Below are 18472 nucleotides of genomic sequence, written 5' to 3'. Positions count from 1 at the left end.
GACGAGAGGTTGATTGATCCTTCCTGTCGCGTCGCTTCGAGAATTTCGTGCAAGACACCGTCCGCCGCATCCTGACCGCCCGCGTCTATGACGTGGCCGAAGAAACCCCTCTGGACCCGCTGAAGCGGCTGTCGGCGCGACTGGAACGCCCGGCCCTGCTCAAGCGTGAGGACCTGCAGCCGGTCTTCTCGTTCAAGATTCGCGGCGCCTACAACCGCATCGCAAGCCTGAGCGAGGCCGAACTGGCGCGCGGAGTCATCTGCGCATCGGCGGGCAATCACGCGCAGGGGGTGGCTCTGGCGGCGGCGAAACGCGGCGCGGCCTCGACCATCGTCATGCCGACCACCACGCCGGGCATCAAGGTGGCGGCGGTCAAGGCTCTGGGCGGCCATGTCGTGCTGCACGGCGAGAGCTTTGACGACGCCTACGCCCACGCACGAAAGCTGGAACAGGAGACGGGCGCCACCTTCGTCCACCCCTTCGACGACCCTGATGTGATCGCAGGTCAGGGCACGGTGGGGCTGGAAATCCTGCGCCAGCACCCCGATCCCGTCGACGCCGTCTTCGTCCCGATCGGCGGCGGCGGTCTGGCGGCGGGCGTGGCCGCCATCGTCCGCTTCCTGCGCCCGGAGACGAAGATCATCGGCGTCGAACCCGCCGACGCCCCGACAATGAAGAGCGCGCTGGACGCCGGCCATGTAGTGACCCTGGATCAGGTCGGCCTGTTTGCCGACGGGGTGGCGGTGCGCCGGGCGGGCGACGAGACCTTCCGCCTGTGCCGCGACCTGCTGGACGAGATCGTCCTGGTCGACACGGATGCGATCTGTGCGGCGGTGAAGGACATCTTCGACGACGTGCGCGCCGTGGCCGAGCCCTCGGGCGCCGTCGCTCTGGCCGGCCTCAAGGCCTGGGCCGCACGCCATCCCGGCGGCGGCGCCCTGGTCGCGATCAACTCGGGCGCCAATGTCAACTTCGACCGCCTGCGCCACGTGGCCGAGCGCGCCGAGATCGGCGAGGGCGCCGAGGCCCTGCTGGCCGTGGCCATGCCCGACCGCCGCGAAGACTATCACCGCTTCCTGCAGAGCCTCGACGGCCGCTCGGTGACCGAGTTCAACTACCGCTGGTCCGGCGACGGCACCGCCCAGATTTTCGTCGGCGTCTCGCTGAAGAACGGCGCCGAGGAACGCCACGCCCTGATCGAACGCCTCCGCGCGGACGGCTACGCCGTCGAGGACATGAGCGACAACGAAACGGCCAAGCTGCATGTCCGCTACATGGTCGGCGGGCGCACCATCGGCCTGCCGCACGAGCGGCTGCTGCGCTTTGAGTTCCCCGAACGCCCCGGCGCCTTCCTGCGTTTCCTCAACAGCCTGCAGCCCGCCTGGACCCTGACCCTGTTCCACTATCGCAACCACGGCGACGACGTGGGGCGCGTGCTGGCCGGGATCAGCGTCCCGCCGGATCAGGCGGCGGCCCTGACCGCCGCGCTGGACGGTCTGGGCTATCCCTATGTCGACGAGACCGACAATCCGGCCTGCCGCCTCTTCCTCGACGGGGCGGCTTAGGCCTCAAGCCTTGCTGATGGCCTCGGCCACAGCTTCGGGCGGGCGGCCGGTCAGGTCCTTGGGGATTTCGCCCACCAGGCGTTCCTCCAGCGCCTTGTGCCAGTGCTTGCGCAACTGACCCAGGGTCTTGGGCGCGGCGACCACCGCCAAGGCCTCCAGCTTGTTGGTCAGAGCCATGTGATTCAGCGCCTCGGCCACGCCCATGGCGAAGCCGTCCTCGGCCTGGGTGTCGTTGTCGGGGTTGGCCTCGCTGGAGCGACGTCCCGGGGCGCCCGACAGGCGTTCGGGGATGACAGGGGCCTCGACCAGCTTCAGCTGAATGTCCAGCAGATGGCCGGTGTTGCGGAACAGGCTCAGTTTCGCGCCGTCGACGACAGCGACGAAAGCCCCATTGGGCAGGTTCATCATCATGGCTCCGGGAGCGCGCCGGTGGAGTGACGCCCTAGTCTAGCGCAAAGGCGCCCTGCTCCGTTCCCGCCCCGGCCTTTTCATGGGCCAGCAGCCAGCGCTTGCGCTCCAGCCCGCCCGCATAGCCGGTCAGGGTTCCGTTGGCCCCGACCACGCGGTGGCAGGGCACGATGACGCCGACCGGATTGGCCCCGTTGGCCAGACCCACGGCGCGCACGGCGCTGGGTTTACCGATGGCGCTGGCCAGTTGACCGTAGGACCAGGTCTCGCCCGCCGGAATGGTGCGCAGGGCCGCCCAGACCGAACGCTGGAAGTCGGTGCCGCCGGTCCTGACCGGCAGATCGTCCAACGCCGTGGCGTCGCCGCCGAAATAGGCGGCGATGGCGGACCGCACCGCCTCCGGCGCGCGGCCCTCAGTCAACACGACCTCGCCGTAGTGACGGGCCAGCAGCTTTCGCATCCGTGGCTCATAGTCCGCGAAGTCGAAGGCCCGGACCGCACCGTCGCCGTCGGTGACCAGCAGGACCTCGCCCACCGGGGAGGCGATGCGGTCGAGGGTGAAGGTTTCAGGCTGCGTCTTTTTCATCGTCGCTCTCCGTGATCTGCGCGCCGTCGATCCCCGCTTCCTGCAGGTGCAGCGCGCCATAGGCCCGCCAGGGCCGCCAGTGCTCGGCCCGAACCGCGAGCCGTTCGTCTTCAAGTCGGTCGCTGGCCATGTCGGCGGCCTCGTCGATCCAGTCGCCGGGCAGGCGCAGGCCGGGCCGCGCCCGCAGCAGAGGCGCCAGCACAGCGTCCGCCGAAAGGTCGCGCTGGATCGCGTCGGGGTCAGCCGACAGGTCGAACACCCGCCGCACCCGCGCCAGGACGCCGGGCAGGGCCTTCAGGTCCGTGGCTGCGACCGAGACCGCCAGCCGGTCGCCGGCCTCGAACCGGGCCGAGACCTCGCCGGTCGCGCCGTCCACCTCGGGCGTCAGGTCGCGCCGCCAGACCCCGCCCTCGACCATGTCGCCGCGCGTCTTCAGCGCCTCCAGCATGGCCTCGACCTCATAGGGCGCCCGGTAGGGCAGGCTTAGTCGCACGCCGCCGTCGCCCGGCTTCTCGGCCCGGCGTCGCAGGGTCGAGGGCGGGCGTCCGTACAGGTCCTGAAATGTCTCATTGAAGCGCCGCACGCTGCCGAAGCCCGAGGCCAGGGCCACCTCGGCCATGGCCAGATCGGTCTGGTGGATCAGAGCCTTGGCCAGCAGCACCCGTCGCGTCTGGGCCACGCTGACCGGGGCCGCGCCCAGATGCTGGCGGAACAGGCGGCGCAGGTGCCGCTCGCCCACTCCCAGCCGCGCGGCCAGAGCATCCACGTCGCCCTCATCCAGAGCGCCCGCCTCGATCAGCCCCAGCGCCCGACTGACGGTGTTGGAGGTGCCGCGCCAGGCCCCCATGTCCGGCGCCGTCTCGGGCCGACAGCGCAGACAGGCCCGGAACCCGGCCTCTTCCGCCGCCGCCGCCGAAGCGACGAAGGTCATGTTCTCGCGCCTGGGCGTTCTTGCAGGGCAAACCGGGCGGCAATAGATCCCCGTCGTCTTCACGCAGGTGAAGAACCGCCCGTCAAAGCGGGGGTCGCGCGTCAGGACGGCGCGGTAGCAGGCCTCCTGATCCAGACTGTCGCGGCCGATTTCCATGCCCGCACAATGGTCCCTCGACGCCGCCCTGTCTCGCGGTTTTCGGACATGACGGCGCCAGGGCCGCAAAGGGGCTTAGTCTCGGAGCGTCGCCATCCGCCACATCTGCCGCATGATGTCGAGCACCAGAGCCAGCATCATCACCACCAGGACCCAGCTCAGCACCGTCGACAGGGTCATGGCCGTATCGAACACCCCGCGCCCGGCGTCATTGACGGCGCGCAGGGCCTCGAAGCTGACATTGGTCGGACCGCCTTCCACGCGAGCGACCTGATCGCCCTGAGTCAGGGTGAACCAGTGACGGGCCTCGAACAGGCGCCAGCCGATCCACAGCCCGCCCATGGAGACAGGGATCTTGAGGAAGGCGCGCAGCCGCGCCGCCTGGGGCTGGATCAGGCCCAGGGCGTCCACCGCCGTCCCCGCCACGGCCCAGGCCAGGATGGGAGCGAACAGGGCGCTCCAGATCGGGGCGGCGGTCACCGCCACCTCGCCGCTGCGCAGACCGAACTGGCTCAGCCCCGGAACATGCAGGACGCCGATCCACCACAGGACGAAGACCGTGCCCGCGATCAGCGACCACAGGGCCTCAGAGGCCTCGCGCCCCTCCAGACGCCCCGCCCAGTTCCTGACCTCGGGCGGACGAGCCGGCTTGCCCTTGCCCTGGCCCGAACTCGACATGGCCGCGCCCCACTTGGCCGGGTCCGCCAGGCCATAGGCGGGCAGGTCGCCGACCCGCCATTTCGTCAGCCAGGCCGGCTTCAACCCGTAGTGCTCCATGATCGCCCCGGCCAGGGTCAGGGCCCCGAGCAAGGTCAGGGCCCCGGTGAAGAAGCCGTGGAAGCCCTGGGCGATGGCCTGGCCGAAATCGGTTGGGTCGCCCACCACGCGCAGCATCAGCACCAGCAGCTGAAGCCCGGCGACGACGATCAGTCCCGCCTTGGCCCCGAACAGCCAATAGGGAAACAACTCGGGCCCGATCAGACTGTCCGGCCCCTTGCGATAGCGGGCGGCGACGACCAGCGGATGGCCGATCTCGTGCAGGATCGCCTCCTTCTCGTCGTCGGTCAGGGCGCGGCCCAGCTCCTCCTCGCGCGCCTCGACGCGGCTCAGGATCAGGTCGCGCAGTTCGGCGACGATGTCCTCGCGATCCTCGGTCGACAACTGGGCCGCCACGGCCTCCAGATAGCGTTCGATCACGTCCATTTTCGCCTCCCTCCCCCGAGAGTTCACAGCATTCGATCCAGCGAGGCGTTGATGCCGCGCCATTCCTCGGTCAGGGCGGCCAGCAGGGCCTCGCCCTGCGGCGACAGCACGTAGAAGCGCTTTTTCCGCTTCTCCTCCTCGCGCCATTCGCTGGTCAGCAGCCCCTGCCCCTCCAGCCGACGCAGCAGCGGGTAGAGGGTGGATTCCTCCATCTCCAGCCCGTCCGCCGCCAGGGCCTGACGCAGGGTGTAGCCGTAACGTTCAGTCCGCAGGCAGGCGAGCACCGCCAGCACCAAGGACCCCCGCCGCAACTCCAGCCGCATCGCCTCGAACAGCGCCCTATCCACGCCCGCCTCGCTTAACCTGTCGCCACATAGTGTATGACACACAGTGTATGAAGCATACTATACGATCCTGTCAACGACCGCCGATATCAGAATTTGCCAGGACCACTTGGTGCCGGCTCAACCACTTAAGAACGGCGCAAATTAAGAATTATTCGCAACAGTCGACAAGAAGGTGTTCGCGACTGGCTCGAACCCTAAAAGAGCACCACCTTGACCCAACGCGCACCGCGGGCTGCACGGTGGGGTCAGATCCACCGCTTTTACCTCTAAGCGGCGGTTGAGAAGGTCCGCTTGGCCTACTCATTTATTTCTGGATGTTGGCGCCTCTGACGACTTCGTCGAGTTGGCAATACAGCCGCGCCGCGCGTTGCAGGGAGCGTCTGTCGAGCGGCATGATGTCTTGCCTGACCTTGGCCTCGTCGCCTGCAAGCGTCAGAACCCAGTAGCCGTCCTGGCGCTCGATCCAGCCGCGCTCGGCCATGGCGACGAGCTTGCGGCGAACGGTTTCGCGAGGGATGCCGGTGACGTCCGCCAGGCGGCAAGCGGTCATGCCCCGGCGTTCTGCCGGCGTGTCCTTCAGGTCGCCGCCGCTGTCGCGGGCTGCAGTGGTCGCCTGCAGGGAAACCTGTCCGATATTGGCCAGGATGACCGGGGCATGCATGTCGCCGTTGAAGGTGCGACTGACGTCCGCCAGATGCTCTGCCAGGAACTCGACCAACCGGTACTGGTAGCCGAGGTAGTCCGCCTCGAAAATCTCCGCCACTTCCGATGCTGCGGGTCTGCGGTTTCTGGCTGTCTTCGCCCCTGGGCGTGCGGGGTTGTCATACATCCAGAACTCCACTGCATTCATGCGGCAAGATAACATTACAATCGCTCTATCAATGCACTAACTCGCCGCTGGATCCGCTGCTGCCCAAAATGGGCGCCCGGAGCGTTGTCGTCTGCGGTGATGCGCCAATAGTCTGAATGACGTTCCGCCAATGCGGCGGGCGTTGATTTGACTGTGTCTGGCGTTATGGCCGCGCATGATTGCGGCTTCTGCATCATGATCTGTTTCTCATCTGATGATGATGGAAACGGGTCGTTGATCTGTTCAGGCATTGCATAAAGGGCAAGTGACCTGATGATCTCCTCACGCCAGTCGGCGGCGCGTACCCGTCTCGCTATCGGCGCCTCTGTCGCCCTGCTCGGCGCCGGGGGCTTCCATTCAGTTCAGGCCCAGTCGGGCGGCGGCGACGGCGTGACCGGGGCACGGATCGGCGCGGTCGAGGTCGTGGCGGTCAATCCGTCGGCCGATACGGCGGTGAACGGACGCGCGACGGACTGCGTGCGGCGGGCGGTGAACCTGTTTCCGGGCGATGTCTATTCGGAGGACCGCCTGTCGTTCGCCCTGGGCGCGGCGCGGCGCTGCGGCATGGTGGCGAATGTCGCGCGGGACCTGGAGTTTGGGGCCGACGGCCTGACGATCCGGCTGAACGTGACCCTGGGGCCTGCAGCCGAGCGGATGGACCGAGGCGTCTTCCTTCAGGGCGGCGTCGACGACTTCCCGCTTCTGTACGACCGCAACGGGGTCGTGGTGAAGGCCAAGCTGGAAAGCACGGCCATGTACTACGCCAATAACAATGCCTGGTACGGCCAGCCCGACGCCATGCTGAACGGCAATCCGCTAGTGCAGGGCAGTCCCGCGGGGCGTGGGTATGACGACTGGGTCGAGGGCTTCGTCCACTATGGCCTATACGGCATCGCGCCAGTGACGGACGAGCTCTATGTCTACGGCGGCCTGAGCGCGATCACCTCCGGATCATCGGGCCAGGAACTGTTCACTGACAGGACCCGCAGCCATACGGGGGTCGAGGACGCCTATGTCGGCCTGGTCGCTGGACGGACAACGGCTGCGGGCGACCGCTATGTGCTGAACCTGTCCGCCGGTCGACAGAAGTTCACCCTGGCCAACGCCTTCCTGATCGCCAATACGGCCGCCAACGGACATGACCGCGCGGCCTTGCAAGCCAACGCCCGCTGGGCCGCCGATATGGTCGGCCTGGCCCAGTTCAGCGTCAACAACACCAAGCTGGAGGTCTTCTACGTCGATCCCGACGAACTGCCCGTGCTGGACAGCAAGACGCGCATCGCCGGGCTGAATGCGGAGTTCGCGCCCGTCGCGGGCCTGATGCTCGGCGCCAGCTATCTGTTCGTGCCGCAGTCGAACGCCGCCTATTTCGGCCCGGCCGGCACGCCGATCGGCACGCGCGAAGGCCTGCGTCTGTACGACCTGCGCTTCACCTACCGACCGCGTCCGGCGGGCGCGTCCGGGCCCTTCTTCGGCGGCGAGTTGGCGCTACAGACCCATGACGACATCAGCATGCGAGCCACCGCCGGCTATGGCGAAGTCGGCTATGATTTCGCCGGGACGAAATGGCGGCCCTCGATCAGCTACCGCCTGTCGCACTTCTCGGGCGATGATCCCTCGACCAGCCGTTACGAGCGCTGGGATCCCCTGCTGTCGGGCGGCACCGGCGAACAGTGGGTCCAGGGCGCCAACCACTTCAAGGTGGTGCAGGATTCCAACGTCACCGCTCACCGTATCCAGCTGCGGCTGCGGCCTTCGCCGAAGTTCGAGATCGTGCCCCAGCTGTGGGCCTTCCGCGCCGACACCTTGAACAACATCGGCGGCAATCCCGCGCTCAGCGTCATGACCGACCGCGAGTACGGCTACGAGGCCAATGTGACCGGCAAGTGGTTCGCCTCGCGCAACGTCTATGTCCACGGCCACGTCGCCTACACCCGACCCGGCGACGCCGTTGAGGCGGCCCTGAACGGGCAGGCGCGCGACTGGCTGAGCGTCATGGCCTTCGTCCGCTACGCCTTCTGATTTCCCCTTTCGAAACGGAGACATGCCGATGCTTGACCGTCGAAACATGCTGAAGACCCTCGGGGCCGGAGCTACCGGCGGGCTGACCCTGACCGGATCGGCCGAGGCGGAAGCGGCGCCCGCCGCCGCCCAGGCGTCCGAGGCCCTGGGGCCCTACGCCCGTCCCTGGAGCCCGCCCAACGACAAGGACCCGCGCGCCCAGAACATCGTGGCCGTTTCCGACGACTACTTCGTGCCCGGCCGCTTCGCGGGCAAGACGGTGATCGTCACCGGCTGCGCGCGCGGCATGGGTCGGATGGCCGCGATCCGCCTGGCGCGCGAGGGCGCCAATGTCGTGGGCGTGGACTGGCTGGCGGACGAGGGGCGGGCGGTGATCGACGGCATCCGCCGCGACGGCGGCAAGGCGGTCTTCGTGTCCGGCGACGTGTCGGAAAACGCGGTCTGCGATCGCATGGTGACGACCGCGGTCGAGCAATACGGGGGTCTGGACGCGGCCTTGAACAACGCGGGGGTGATGGACGCCATCTATCCCGGCGATCCGATCGACTACGACAAGCAGAAGAGCCTGATCATGGCGCGCATTGATCAGGCCTCCGACGACTATTGGGACGTGGTGATGCGGGTCAACGCCACCGGCGTCTTCCGCTGCCTGCGCGCCGAGCTGCGTCAGATGATGAAGCAGGACCGCGGCGGGGCCATCGTCAACGTCGCCTCGGTCGCGGGTCTGCGCGGCTTTGGCGGCACGCCTTCCTATGTCGCCAGCAAGCACGCGGTGAACGGCCTGACCAAGAACGCGGCCATCGACTACGCCCCCTACGGCATCCGGGTGAACTCGGTCTGCATGGCGAACACCGCCACCCCCATGGTCGAGCGCGCCATGCAGATCCTGCGCGAGCGCGCCCGCGCGACCGGCGAGGGCGGCGGCATCGGCATGATCAAGACCAAGAGCCTGCTGCAGTATTCCGATCAGCAAGGGCGAGATTCGACCCCGGCCGAGCAGGTGGCCGTGATGCTGTTCCTGCTGTCGCCCGAGTCTTCGAACCTGACGGGCGCCAACTACGCCACCGACGGCGGCTTCACCGCCTACTGAGGATAAAAGCTATGAACAGACGCGATATTCTGCTGGCCGGGGCCCTGTCCGCCGCCAGCGCGACGACGGCTGCAGCGGCGAGCGCGCGTGAAGCGGCGCCCGACGACCATTTCCCCGGCCGGTTTCGGGGCAAGACCCTGATCGTCACCGGCTGTGCGCGCGGCATGGGGGCGGGCGCGGCGATCCGGGCCGCCAAGGAAGGCGCCAATGTCGTCGGCGTCGACTGGTTGGGCGATCTGGGGCGCGAGACCGTCGCCCGGATCGTCGCCGACCGTGGCCGCGCCGTCTTTGTGGAGGGCGATGTGGGCGATCCCGCGACGTGCGAGCGCATGGTCCGCACGGCGGTCGAGACCTATGGCGGCGTCGATCTGGCGCTCAACAACGCGGGCGTGATGGACGGGGTTTTTTCCGGCGCGGCCATCGACTACGACCGTCAGAAGCCGCTGATCTTCGCGCCCTTGCACGAGGCGACCAACGAATACTGGGACAAGGTGATCCGCACCAACGCCACGGGTGTCTTCAACAGCCTGCGCGCCGAACTGAAGCAGATGATGGCCCAGGGCCGGGGCGGGGCGATCGTCAACGTCGGCTCCATCGCCGGGATGACCGGCCTGGCCGGCAATCCGGCCTATGTGGCCAGCAAACACGCGGTGAACGGCCTGACCCGGAACGCCGCCGTCGACTATGCGCCCCACAAGATACGCGTGAACTCGGTGAACATGGCGGCGACTGACACCCCGATGGTCGAGCGCGCCGGGCAACTGGTCGCCGCCGCGATGCGCGCCAACCCCACGCCTCCGGGCATGGCCAACATGGGGAGGGCCAAGACCCAGTCCCTGCAAGCCTACGCTGATCCCGAGCACAAGCCCGCGACCGTGGTGGAACAGGTGGCCATGATGCTCTTCCTGCTGTCCGACGAAGCCAGCAATTTCACCGGCGCCGTCTACGCGACGGACGGCGGCTGGACGGCATACTAACGATGGACCGGGGCGGACCTGCTCCAGCAGCGAGGTCCGCTTTTTCGGCTCGCGGATTGCGCCGTTCTTAGGTGGTTCTTGGAGAGATTGGGCCGATTATTCTCAGCCAGTCAGCTCCAGGGGCCTGAAGGAATGACTGCGTTGAGCCCAGGAGCCTAGCTGCTGGGTCATAGGTGAGAGGTTCGGAGTTTGACGTTGGCTAAAGCGCCGGTTTTCCAAGGATTTTGATGTCCCAGCGGGTTGACTTGAAGACGGTTTGAAAAAGGACCCTAAGGGCGGGTTTCCTCTGTGCTGAGCGCCAGAAACAGCGTTTTCGACAGCCGGCTCCGGTAACGGGACAACGCCGCTTCATCGAGGGCGCCCCAGAGGTCCTTGGTAAAAGCCACGCCGATGATCACGGCCACCGCCACTTCCACCCGGTCACCGTCGATCCCTTCCAGCGCGCGCTGAAGCGGAGCGACAAAGGAGGCCATGATGCTCTCCCGCTCCGCCTTGGAGACGACCGGCGACGAAAGCGCGCGCGCCACCACCATGACCCCGTGCAGCCCGCCGGGACGAAAAGGATCCGTCAGCAGGGTCGCGATCTGACGGCTCACGGCCTCGGGCGTGCCGGGCGTGAGAATGTCGGGCTCGATCGAGTAGGACAGCGCCGCTGCGAAGAGTTTGGCCTTCGAACCGAAATAGCGGCTGACCAGGGCATGATCCACGCAAACGTCCGAGGCGACGCTTCGCAGACTGGCGCCGTCAAAGCCTTCACGTGCGAACCGGACCTAGGCCGCCCGCAGAATGGCGTGCCGGGTCGCGCTCGCATTGCGCTTGTGAGACGAAGAGTCGCTCTTAACGACCATCACTCTGTCGGGGTTCTGACGCGTTCGCCGCATCAGACCCCCCCCCTGTCCAGGCGCAAAGCTAGTGCCCCCCGGTCGTGTCTATCGGTCCCTGCGGCTTGGGCGCCAGCCAGATGAAGACGGCCGACAACATGAACAGAATGGCGATGGCGCCGAACATGTTCAGGGTCGCCAGCGTCAGGCTCTGGCTCTCCACCAGACGTGAAAGGCTGAACACGGCCGCCTCATGCGAAGCGCCTCCCGCCGTCATCTCGCGGATGACGTGGTCGCCGTTGGTCATGGCCCCGGCCAGTTCGGTCTGGTTCTCGCGCTGGGCGTTGCTCCATCCTGTCTGGACGACCGAAGTGGCGATGGCGCCCGCCAGGGTCCGCATGAAGTTCGACAGGCCAGCGGCATTGGCCATTTCGTGCGGCTCGACGCTGGCCAGGGCCAGGCCGGAAACCGGAATGAAGAACATCACCATGAAGATGCCGGACAATATGGTGGGCCACATCATCTGCAGGAAGGTGACGTCGGGCGAGAAGGCCATCCGCCAGACGTGCAGCAGTCCCAGCCCCATCAAGCCGATGAAGACGACCATCCGTGGGTCGAGCCCCTTCTCCAGCGACTTGCCGACGGCCGGAGCGCAGAACATCGCCAGGATGCCCATGACCCCGGTGGCGTAGCCGGCCCAGGTCGCGGTGTAGCCCATGTTCTGCTGCAGCCAGAGCGGCAGGATGACCACTGAGCCGAAGAAGGCGGCGAAGCCGAAGCTGTAGGTCAACGACGACACGGTGAACCCGCGATGCCGAAAGATCCTCAGGTCGACGATCGGGTTCTTCGCCGTCAGCTCCCAGATAACGAAGGCTGCGAAGGCGACGGCCGCGATCACGGCCAGAAGCTGAACCTCATGCGAGGCGAACCAGTCCAGATTCCGACCCTCGTCGATCATAATCTGGAAGGCGGCGACCCAGAGGACCAGGAGCCCCAGGCCGACATAGTCGATCGTCGCCTTCTCCAGCCTGTCCTTCACGCCTCGCAAAAGGATCCAGCACATGACCCCGCCGATCGCGGCGACGGGCACCTTGATGAAGAAGATCCATTGCCAGCCGACCGTGTCGGAGATGATCCCGCCCAGGATGGGTCCCGCGATCGGGCCGATGATGGTGGTCATGGCCCACAGGACGTTGGCCAGCATCGCCTTGTCCCGGGGGAAGACGTAGATCAGCATCATCAGCGACAGAGGCATGATGGGGCCGCCCGCCAGACCGAGCAGCACCCGTCCCGCGATCAACTGACCGAACGAGAAGGCCAGGCCGCACAGCAGTGACAGGATTCCGAAGGCGAAGTAGCAAATCAGAAAGACCCGCTTGGCCCCGAACCTCTTCGTGAGCCAGCCGGTCAGGGGCACGGTGATGGCTTCCGCCACGGCGTAGGCGGTGATCACCCAGGTGCCCTGGGTCGCTGAAACGCCCAACGCCCCCGCGATGGTGGGCACCGAGACGTTGGCGATGGTCGTGTCCAGCACGACCAGAAAGTTGGACATGCCGATGGCCAGGGCGGCGATCAGCAGCGCCACCCCGGTCAGCGGTTTGGGCTCCGCCGGGGCCTGGGTCCCGGCAGAGGCGTCGATGGCGGCGCTGGACATGGTTCCTGCCCTTATTTGGAGACGTCGATGGCGACGTCCATGGACAGCCCCACGCGCAGCGGGTGTTCCTGAAGCTGCTTCGGGTCCAGGGCGATGCGGACCGGCAGGCGCTGGACCACCTTGATCCAGTTGCCGGTCGCGTTCTGGGCCGGAACCACGGCGAAGGCCGCACCCGTGCCGCCCGAGAAACCGACGACGCGGCCCGTATACTCGACCTTGCCGCCGTAAAGATCGGCCTTCAGCGTGACGGGCTGCCCCGGCCGCACCTGGGCCAGTTGCACCTCCTTGAAGTTGGCGTCGACATAGGCGGCCTGGATCGGCACCACCATCATCAGCGGCAGACCCGGCTGGACCCGCTGCCCGACCTGGACCTGGCGACGCGAGATCACCCCGTCCAGCGGCGCGCGAATGACGGTACGCTCCAGGTCCAGTCGGGCCTGATCACGCGCCGCGCGCGCCGCCAGGACGTCGGGGTGGGTGTCGATGGTCGTGCCGTCGATCATGGCCGTGGAGGCCTGACGCGAGCTGACAGCGGCGTTGCGGTTGGCGGAGGCCAAGGCCTGGGCCGCTTCGGCGGCCTGGACTTCGGAACGGGCCGCCACCACGGCGTCGCGCGCCTGGGTCAGTTCCTCGCCCGAGACCGAACCCGACGCCGCCAGGGCCTCGCGGCGTTGCAGGTCGATGCGAGCCTTGTCCAGACCCGACCGCGCGGCGGTCAGTCGGGCGGAGGCCGAGGCCTGATCAGCGGCGCGGGCGGCGACCTGGGCGCCAAGGCCGGCGTCGGTCGCGACCAGGCCGCGCACCCGGCGCTCGGCCGCGGCGAGCCCAGCCTCCGCACGGACCAGGGCCAGGCGAGCGTCGCTGTCGTCGAGCACCACCAGGACCTCGCCCTTCCTGACCGCCTGGGCGTCGGCGACACGGACTTCCCTGACCGGACCGCCGACCAGGGGCGTGACCTGGGCCACGTCAGCGCCGACATAGGCGTTGTCGGTCGTCACCGTCTTGCCGCCGAAGACGGCGCCATAGGCCATGGAACCGCCGCCGATCGCGACGATGGCGACGCCCAAAGCCAGGAAGGCCTTCTTGCGGGCAACGCCGCGCCTGGCGTCCGCCTTCGGATCGGCGGCGATTTCAGTTTCATTCTGTTCTGTCATGGTCATCTTCCGATCAGGATTGGAAGCCGCCGCCCAGAGCGCGCACAAGCGCGACGTCCAGGGCGAAGGCTTGGGTGTCGAGCAGGGCCGAGGCGCGGCGCGAGGCGATCAGGGCGTCTTCGGCCGTCAGCACGTCAAGGTAGGTCGCCAGCCCCCCCTCGTAGCGGTTGCGGGCGACGATCCAGGCCGCCTCGGCGGCCACCTCCGCCTCGCGGGTGCGAGCCAGTCGAGCGGCCAGGGCGGTCTTCGACGCCAGGGCGTCGGCGACGTCGCGCAGCGCCTGAACCACGGTCTCGTCATAAGCGCCGACGGCGTCGTCGTAGCCGGCCTCGGCCCCGCGATACTGCGCCCGCAGACGCCCGCCCTCGAAGATCGGCAGGCTGACAGCCAGACCGGCGGCGCCCATCTGGGCGTCCGCCTCGGCGAAGTTCTTCAGGTTCAGCGACTGGAGACCATACAGGCCGACCAGGTTGACGTTCGGATAGAAGGCCGTCCTCGCGACCTTGATCCGCTTGGCGGCGGCCTCGGCGCGCAGACGGGCGGCGACCACGTCGGGACGGCGGCCAAGCAGTTCGGCCGGAAGCGTCGCCGGCGCGCCGCGCGTCGCCAGGGCGGCGATGTCCGGCTTGCCGACGCCGAGGCCGCGATCAGGGCCCTGGCCCATCAGGGCGGCGATCGCATGCCGGGTCAGGGCCAGGCTTTCCCGCGCCCGCGCCAGTTCGGCCTCGGCCGCCGCCTTGCCAGACATCGCCCGCTGCACGGCGCCCGCGTTCTCAAGGCCGCTGTCGTGGCGGTGCGTCATCAACTCCAGCGTCTGGGTGCGGACCGTCACCGCATCCTGCGCCGCTTCAAGTTCCGCGAAGCGAGCGCCCAGTTCGGCGTAGGCGGAGGCGATGGTCGTCGACAGGACCAGGCGCACGGCCGACGCTTCGACCCGGGCGGCCTCGGCTTCCGAGGTCGCGGCGGCCAGCGCGGCGCGATTTTGGCCCCAGAAGTCCAGGGTCCAGTTGAAATCCAGGGCGGCGCGGCCGTTGTCGTCCCAGCCCTGCGGGACCGGCAGGCCCAGATTATAGCTCTGGCGCGCCGCCTGCACCGCGCCGCTGGCCGAGACCGACGGGGCCAGACGCGCCCCGACCTGGCGGGCCGCCGCCTCGGCCTGACGCAGGCGCGCATCGGCGATGCGCAGCGTGGGAGCCGAGGCCACGGCCTCTTCGATCAGGACCGTCAGTTGCGGGTCGCCGTAGCCGGCCCACCAGTCGGCGGCGGGCCAGGCGCTGTCGGCGACGGCGATCGACTGATCGAAGTCATAGGCGGAAAGATCGGACGGATCCGGTCCCACCGAGGATTTCGGCAGGGCCGCGCAGGCGCCGAGCGCCAGCAGGCAGGCGGAAATCAGCAAGGGCTTCGACGCCGCGACCGCCCGCGCTGATGAATAGAGACGCGGGGCGTTCATTTTCTGGGAGACTCCATAACTGGACCGATCAGTCCATTATGAAAGCGCCTTGGTTTCGTCAAGCTAAAAGTGTACTGATTGGTCCAGTTATGATCGACCCACCGGAGGACGCCATGAGGGTGAAAACCGACGAAAAGCGCCAGGAGATCATGGACGCCGCGAGCGCCGTCTTCGGCGAAATGGGCTATGAAAAAGCCGGCATGGCGGCCATCGCCCGCCGCGCCGGAGCCTCGAAACAGACCCTCTACAGCTACTTCGAGTCCAAGGAGGATCTGTTCTCCGCCGTCATGATCGAAGCCATGGAAAGCCAGGCCGACGCCCTGTTCGGTCTGCTGGACGGCAAGGCCGAGGACCTTGAAGCCACGCTGGAGGCCTTCGGCCGCGCCTACATCGATTTCGTGACCTCGCCCGAGGTGCTGAACCTGACGCGGGTCGCGGTGACCGAAGGGGCCCAGGGCGTCCTGGGCCCTCGCCTCTACTCACGCGGACCCATGCGCGGCTGGGCGGCCATCGCCGCCAATCTGGAGCGCTGGGGCCGCGAGGGCCGTCTCGTCGTGGATGACCCCGAGGTCGCCGCCCTGCATCTCAAGGGCCTGCTCGAGGCCGGCCTGGTCGAACCCCGGCTCTACGGCGCGGCCGCCGCCGTTTCGAGGGACCAAGCCGCCCGTCAGGGCGTCAGGGTCTTCCTCGCCGGCTACCGGCCGCCGATCGGCTAAAGCGCCCCCTCCTCCGGAACGCACCTGCGCTTTCCAGATGTCTTGAACTTGTCGTCGTTGGCACGGCGCCCCTGTCGTCGAACGCGCCCATCAGGCGCTCCAACGCGCCCAGGACCGTCAGGAGCCACGATGGATCCCTTCTACTGCCTCATCCACACGCCTGAAGCGATCACGCCGGAGCTGTGCGTCCTGGCCGCCCGCACCGAAACGGCGACCTTCCCCGAACTTCGCCGCATCGCACAGGAATGGCCCAGGCTTGAGCGCCTGGAGCTCTATCGCGGCGACGCCCGGATCGGCAGCTTCTCCTTGAACGAACTGGTTGCTCCGGCGTTGAGACAGGCCGCCTGAGCGAGCCTTTCCGCTCGCTCTTACGCGACGCCATTGCGCCAGAATCTGCCGAGTTTCGCGACGCTGAACGGACCCCAGAGCTTGAGGATCGTCCCATGACCGAGCCGAAAACAGCCGCCGAAACCATCCTGATCGACCTGCCCGGGATTCTGCCCTCGCTCGAAATCGCCTACAAGGATGTCCACGCCCATCCCGAACTGTCGATGCAGGAGACGCGAACGGCCGCCCTGGCCGCCGCGCATCTGACCGCGCATGCCTATGAGGTGACGAGCAGCGTCGGCGGCACCGGCGTGGTCGGTCTGCTGCGCAACGGCGAGGGCCCGACCGTCATGCTGCGCGCCGACATGGACGCCCTGCCGATTCAGGAGGCGACTGGACTGGAGTACGCCAGCACGGACTCGGCGACGGATTCTTCGGGGGCGACAACGCCGGTCGCCCACGCCTGCGGCCACGACATGCACGTCGCCTGGCTCATGGGCGCCAGCGCCCTGTTCGCCGGCGCGCGCGACGCCTGGAAGGGAACCCTCCTGATCGTCTTCCAGCCGGGCGAAGAGACGGCCCAGGGCGCCCGGGCGATGATCGACGACGGCCTGCTGACGCGGTTTCCCAAGCCCGACGTGATCCTGGGCCAGCACGTCATGGTCGGGCCGTCCGGCACGATCGCCGGCAGCGCCGGTCCGATCACCTCGGCGGCCGACAGCCTGCAGATCCGCCTGTTCGGACGCGGCGCGCACGGCTCCATGCCCCAGGCCAGCATCGACCCCGTCGTCATGGCCGCCGCGACCGTCCTGCGTCTGCAGACCATCGTCTCGCGCGAGGTCGGGGCGACCGAGGCGGCCGTGCTCACGGTCGGCGTCCTCCAGGCCGGAACCAAGGAGAACGTCATCCCCGACGAGGCCCTGATCAAGCTGAACGTGCGGACCTTCGACGACGGGGTGCGCGCGCGGGTGCTGGCGGCCATCGAGCGGATCGTCAACGCCGAAGCCCAGGCCTCGGGCGCGCCGCGCCCCCCCGAAATCACGCCCCTGGACCGCTACCCGCTCAATGTGAACGACGAAGCGTCGAGCGACCGGGTCGCCGCGGCCCTGCGCGCGCATTTTTCGACCGATCGCGTGCGCCATGTCGGCCCGGCCCCCGCCAGCGAAGACTTCGGCTGTTTCGGAACCGAATGGGAAGCCCCCTCGGTCTTCTGGTTCGTCGGTGGCACCGATCCGGTCGTGTACGAGAGGGCCAAGGAGGCGGGCCGCCTCAATGAACTGCCGGTCAACCACAGTCCGAAATTCGCCCCTGTTCTGCATCCGACGCTCGAAACCGGGGTCGAGGCCATGGTCGTGGCCGCCCTGGCCTGGCTCAGCCGTGACGCCGGGGCGCCGGCCCGTCCATGACCGACCTCGAGGCGTCCGCGGAAGTCCAGCGCGCGCTTGTGCTCGTGCTCGACCTGTGCGGGACCTTCGCCTTCGCCATCAGCGGCGCCCTGGCGGGCGTGCGTCGACGCCTCGACGTGTTCGGCGTCCTCGTGCTGTCGTTCGTCGCCTCCAGCTTCGGGGGGATAGGCCGGGATGTCCTGATCGGCGCCACGCCACCCGCCGCCCTGGTGGACTGGCGCTATCTGGCCGTCTCTCTGGCGGCCGGCCTGGTCACCTTCTTCTGGTGGCCTCTCATCGAACGCCTGCAGACGCCGGTGCGGCTTCTGGACGCCGTCGGCCTGGCCTTCTTCGCCGTCGCAGGGGCGGAAAAGGCCCTGGCCTTCGGGCTGAATCCGGTGATGGCCGTGCTGCTCGGCATGCTCACCGGCATAGGCGGCGGGATGGTCCGCGACATTCTCCTGGCGGAAATCCCCGGCGTCCTCCGTTCCGACCTCTACGCCGTCGCCGCCCTGCTCGGCGCCGCCATGGTGGTCGGCGGCCATCTGCTGCACCTGCCGGTCGTCGCGACCGCCCTTGTCGCCGGCCTCGCCTGCTTCGCCCTGCGCATGGTCGCGATCCGCCGCGGCTGGGGCCTGCCGGTCGCCGGAGTCGGCAAGAACTGATGGCGAGAGGCTCGCCGAACCGGCTCGGCTCAATCTCCCGCGCCTGCGCCCAACTGGCCCGTCTGGGCTTCGATCCCGCCGCCCTGCCCTGCATCATGCGGACAGCCGTGGCGGCGCGCCTCGACCTCAGGTCGGTGCGTGATCCTGAATCTGCACTTCCGC

General features: G+C 68.0%; 17 protein-coding genes and 1 pseudogene. 8 read left to right on the top strand and 10 right to left on the bottom strand.

Going from position 1 to position 18472, the window contains the following annotated elements:
• Positions 1-47 precede the first annotated feature (47 nt).
• Positions 48-1565 (top strand): threonine ammonia-lyase, biosynthetic, encoded by a 1518-nt coding sequence (gene ilvA / locus ACIQTU_RS03360; protein WP_400542299.1) that lies wholly within the window; start codon positions 48-50, stop codon positions 1563-1565.
• 3 nt (positions 1566-1568) lie between these two features.
• Here ilvA and ACIQTU_RS03355 read toward each other — a convergent pair whose 3' ends face one another.
• The 6 genes from ACIQTU_RS03355 to ACIQTU_RS03330 all read right to left on the bottom strand — a co-directional run bounded on the left by ACIQTU_RS03355 (position 1569) and on the right by ACIQTU_RS03330 (position 6025).
• Positions 1569-1970: a host attachment family protein gene (locus ACIQTU_RS03355; RefSeq protein WP_400542296.1), complete on the bottom strand. Its 402-nt coding sequence runs from the start codon at positions 1968-1970 to the stop codon at positions 1569-1571.
• 37 nt (positions 1971-2007) lie between these two features.
• A complete protein-coding gene (locus tag ACIQTU_RS03350; RefSeq protein ID WP_400542293.1) occupies positions 2008-2559 on the bottom strand; it encodes a methylated-DNA--[protein]-cysteine S-methyltransferase in 552 nt (183 codons plus the stop codon).
• Complete coding sequence (locus tag ACIQTU_RS03345) at positions 2540-3646, bottom strand: bifunctional transcriptional activator/DNA repair enzyme AdaA (RefSeq protein WP_400542291.1); 1107 nt, start codon at positions 3644-3646, stop codon at positions 2540-2542. The genes ACIQTU_RS03350 and ACIQTU_RS03345 overlap by 20 nt, the downstream gene beginning before the upstream one ends.
• Before the next feature lie 75 nt (positions 3647-3721).
• A complete protein-coding gene (locus ACIQTU_RS03340) occupies positions 3722-4849 on the bottom strand; it encodes a hypothetical protein (protein WP_400542288.1) in 1128 nt (375 codons plus the stop codon).
• 23 nt (positions 4850-4872) lie between these two features.
• Positions 4873-5172: a PadR family transcriptional regulator gene (locus ACIQTU_RS03335; protein WP_369831550.1), complete on the bottom strand. Its 300-nt coding sequence runs from the start codon at positions 5170-5172 to the stop codon at positions 4873-4875.
• Positions 5173-5500: 328 nt separating this feature from the next.
• Entirely contained in the window at positions 5501-6025 is a 525-nt protein-coding gene (locus tag ACIQTU_RS03330; RefSeq protein ID WP_400542285.1) for a helix-turn-helix domain-containing protein, read from the bottom strand.
• Positions 6026-6319: 294 nt separating this feature from the next.
• Between ACIQTU_RS03330 and ACIQTU_RS03325 the strand changes: the two genes are divergently transcribed.
• Genes ACIQTU_RS03325 through ACIQTU_RS03315 form a run of 3 tightly spaced genes read left to right on the top strand, consistent with a single transcriptional unit; the run spans position 6320 to position 10135 of the window.
• Positions 6320-8068 carry a hypothetical protein gene (locus tag ACIQTU_RS03325; protein WP_400542283.1) on the top strand — a complete coding sequence of 583 codons (1749 nt, stop codon included), beginning with the start codon at positions 6320-6322 and terminating at the stop codon, positions 8066-8068.
• A 28-nt stretch (positions 8069-8096) separates the two neighbouring features.
• Positions 8097-9158: an SDR family NAD(P)-dependent oxidoreductase gene (locus ACIQTU_RS03320; protein ID WP_400542280.1), complete on the top strand. Its 1062-nt coding sequence runs from the start codon at positions 8097-8099 to the stop codon at positions 9156-9158.
• 11 nt (positions 9159-9169) lie between these two features.
• Positions 9170-10135 carry an SDR family NAD(P)-dependent oxidoreductase gene (locus ACIQTU_RS03315; RefSeq protein WP_400542277.1) on the top strand — a complete coding sequence of 322 codons (966 nt, stop codon included), beginning with the start codon at positions 9170-9172 and terminating at the stop codon, positions 10133-10135.
• Positions 10136-10404: 269 nt separating this feature from the next.
• On the opposite strand, the pseudogene ACIQTU_RS03310 reads toward ACIQTU_RS03315, so the two are convergent.
• The 4 genes and pseudogenes from ACIQTU_RS03310 to ACIQTU_RS03295 form a co-directional block, all read right to left on the bottom strand.
• Positions 10405-10887: pseudogene (locus ACIQTU_RS03310) on the bottom strand (TetR/AcrR family transcriptional regulator); the annotation flags it as partial.
• A 157-nt stretch (positions 10888-11044) separates the two neighbouring features.
• Positions 11045-12610: a DHA2 family efflux MFS transporter permease subunit gene (locus ACIQTU_RS03305; RefSeq protein WP_400542274.1), complete on the bottom strand. Its 1566-nt coding sequence runs from the start codon at positions 12608-12610 to the stop codon at positions 11045-11047.
• An 11-nt stretch (positions 12611-12621) separates the two neighbouring features.
• Positions 12622-13764 carry an HlyD family efflux transporter periplasmic adaptor subunit gene (locus tag ACIQTU_RS03300; protein WP_400542271.1) on the bottom strand — a complete coding sequence of 381 codons (1143 nt, stop codon included), beginning with the start codon at positions 13762-13764 and terminating at the stop codon, positions 12622-12624.
• A gap of 13 nt (positions 13765-13777) precedes the next feature.
• Positions 13778-15217 carry an efflux transporter outer membrane subunit gene (locus ACIQTU_RS03295; RefSeq protein ID WP_400542268.1) on the bottom strand — a complete coding sequence of 480 codons (1440 nt, stop codon included), beginning with the start codon at positions 15215-15217 and terminating at the stop codon, positions 13778-13780.
• A gap of 113 nt (positions 15218-15330) precedes the next feature.
• Here ACIQTU_RS03295 and ACIQTU_RS03290 point away from each other — a divergent pair, with 113 nt between their 5' ends.
• The 4 genes from ACIQTU_RS03290 to ACIQTU_RS03275 all read left to right on the top strand — a co-directional run bounded on the left by ACIQTU_RS03290 (position 15331) and on the right by ACIQTU_RS03275 (position 18310).
• On the top strand, positions 15331-15933 hold the full coding sequence (locus ACIQTU_RS03290; protein WP_400542265.1) for a TetR/AcrR family transcriptional regulator: 603 nt from the start codon (positions 15331-15333) through the stop codon (positions 15931-15933).
• A 129-nt stretch (positions 15934-16062) separates the two neighbouring features.
• Complete coding sequence (locus ACIQTU_RS03285; protein ID WP_400542262.1) at positions 16063-16281, top strand: oxidoreductase; 219 nt, start codon at positions 16063-16065, stop codon at positions 16279-16281.
• 95 nt (positions 16282-16376) lie between these two features.
• The gene (locus ACIQTU_RS03280) at positions 16377-17666 is read left to right on the top strand and encodes a M20 family metallopeptidase (protein ID WP_400542259.1); all 1290 of its coding nucleotides are present in this window, start codon (positions 16377-16379) and stop codon (positions 17664-17666) included.
• Positions 17663-18310 (top strand): trimeric intracellular cation channel family protein, encoded by a 648-nt coding sequence (locus tag ACIQTU_RS03275; protein WP_400542256.1) that lies wholly within the window; start codon positions 17663-17665, stop codon positions 18308-18310. Before ACIQTU_RS03280 ends, ACIQTU_RS03275 begins: the two co-directional genes overlap by 4 nt.
• Positions 18311-18472 lie beyond the last annotated feature (162 nt).

The sequence above is a fragment of the Brevundimonas sp. NPDC090276 genome (assembly GCF_044772165.1).
Taxonomy (GTDB): domain Bacteria; phylum Pseudomonadota; class Alphaproteobacteria; order Caulobacterales; family Caulobacteraceae; genus Brevundimonas.
This window is presented reverse-complemented; position numbering and strand designations above follow the sequence as displayed.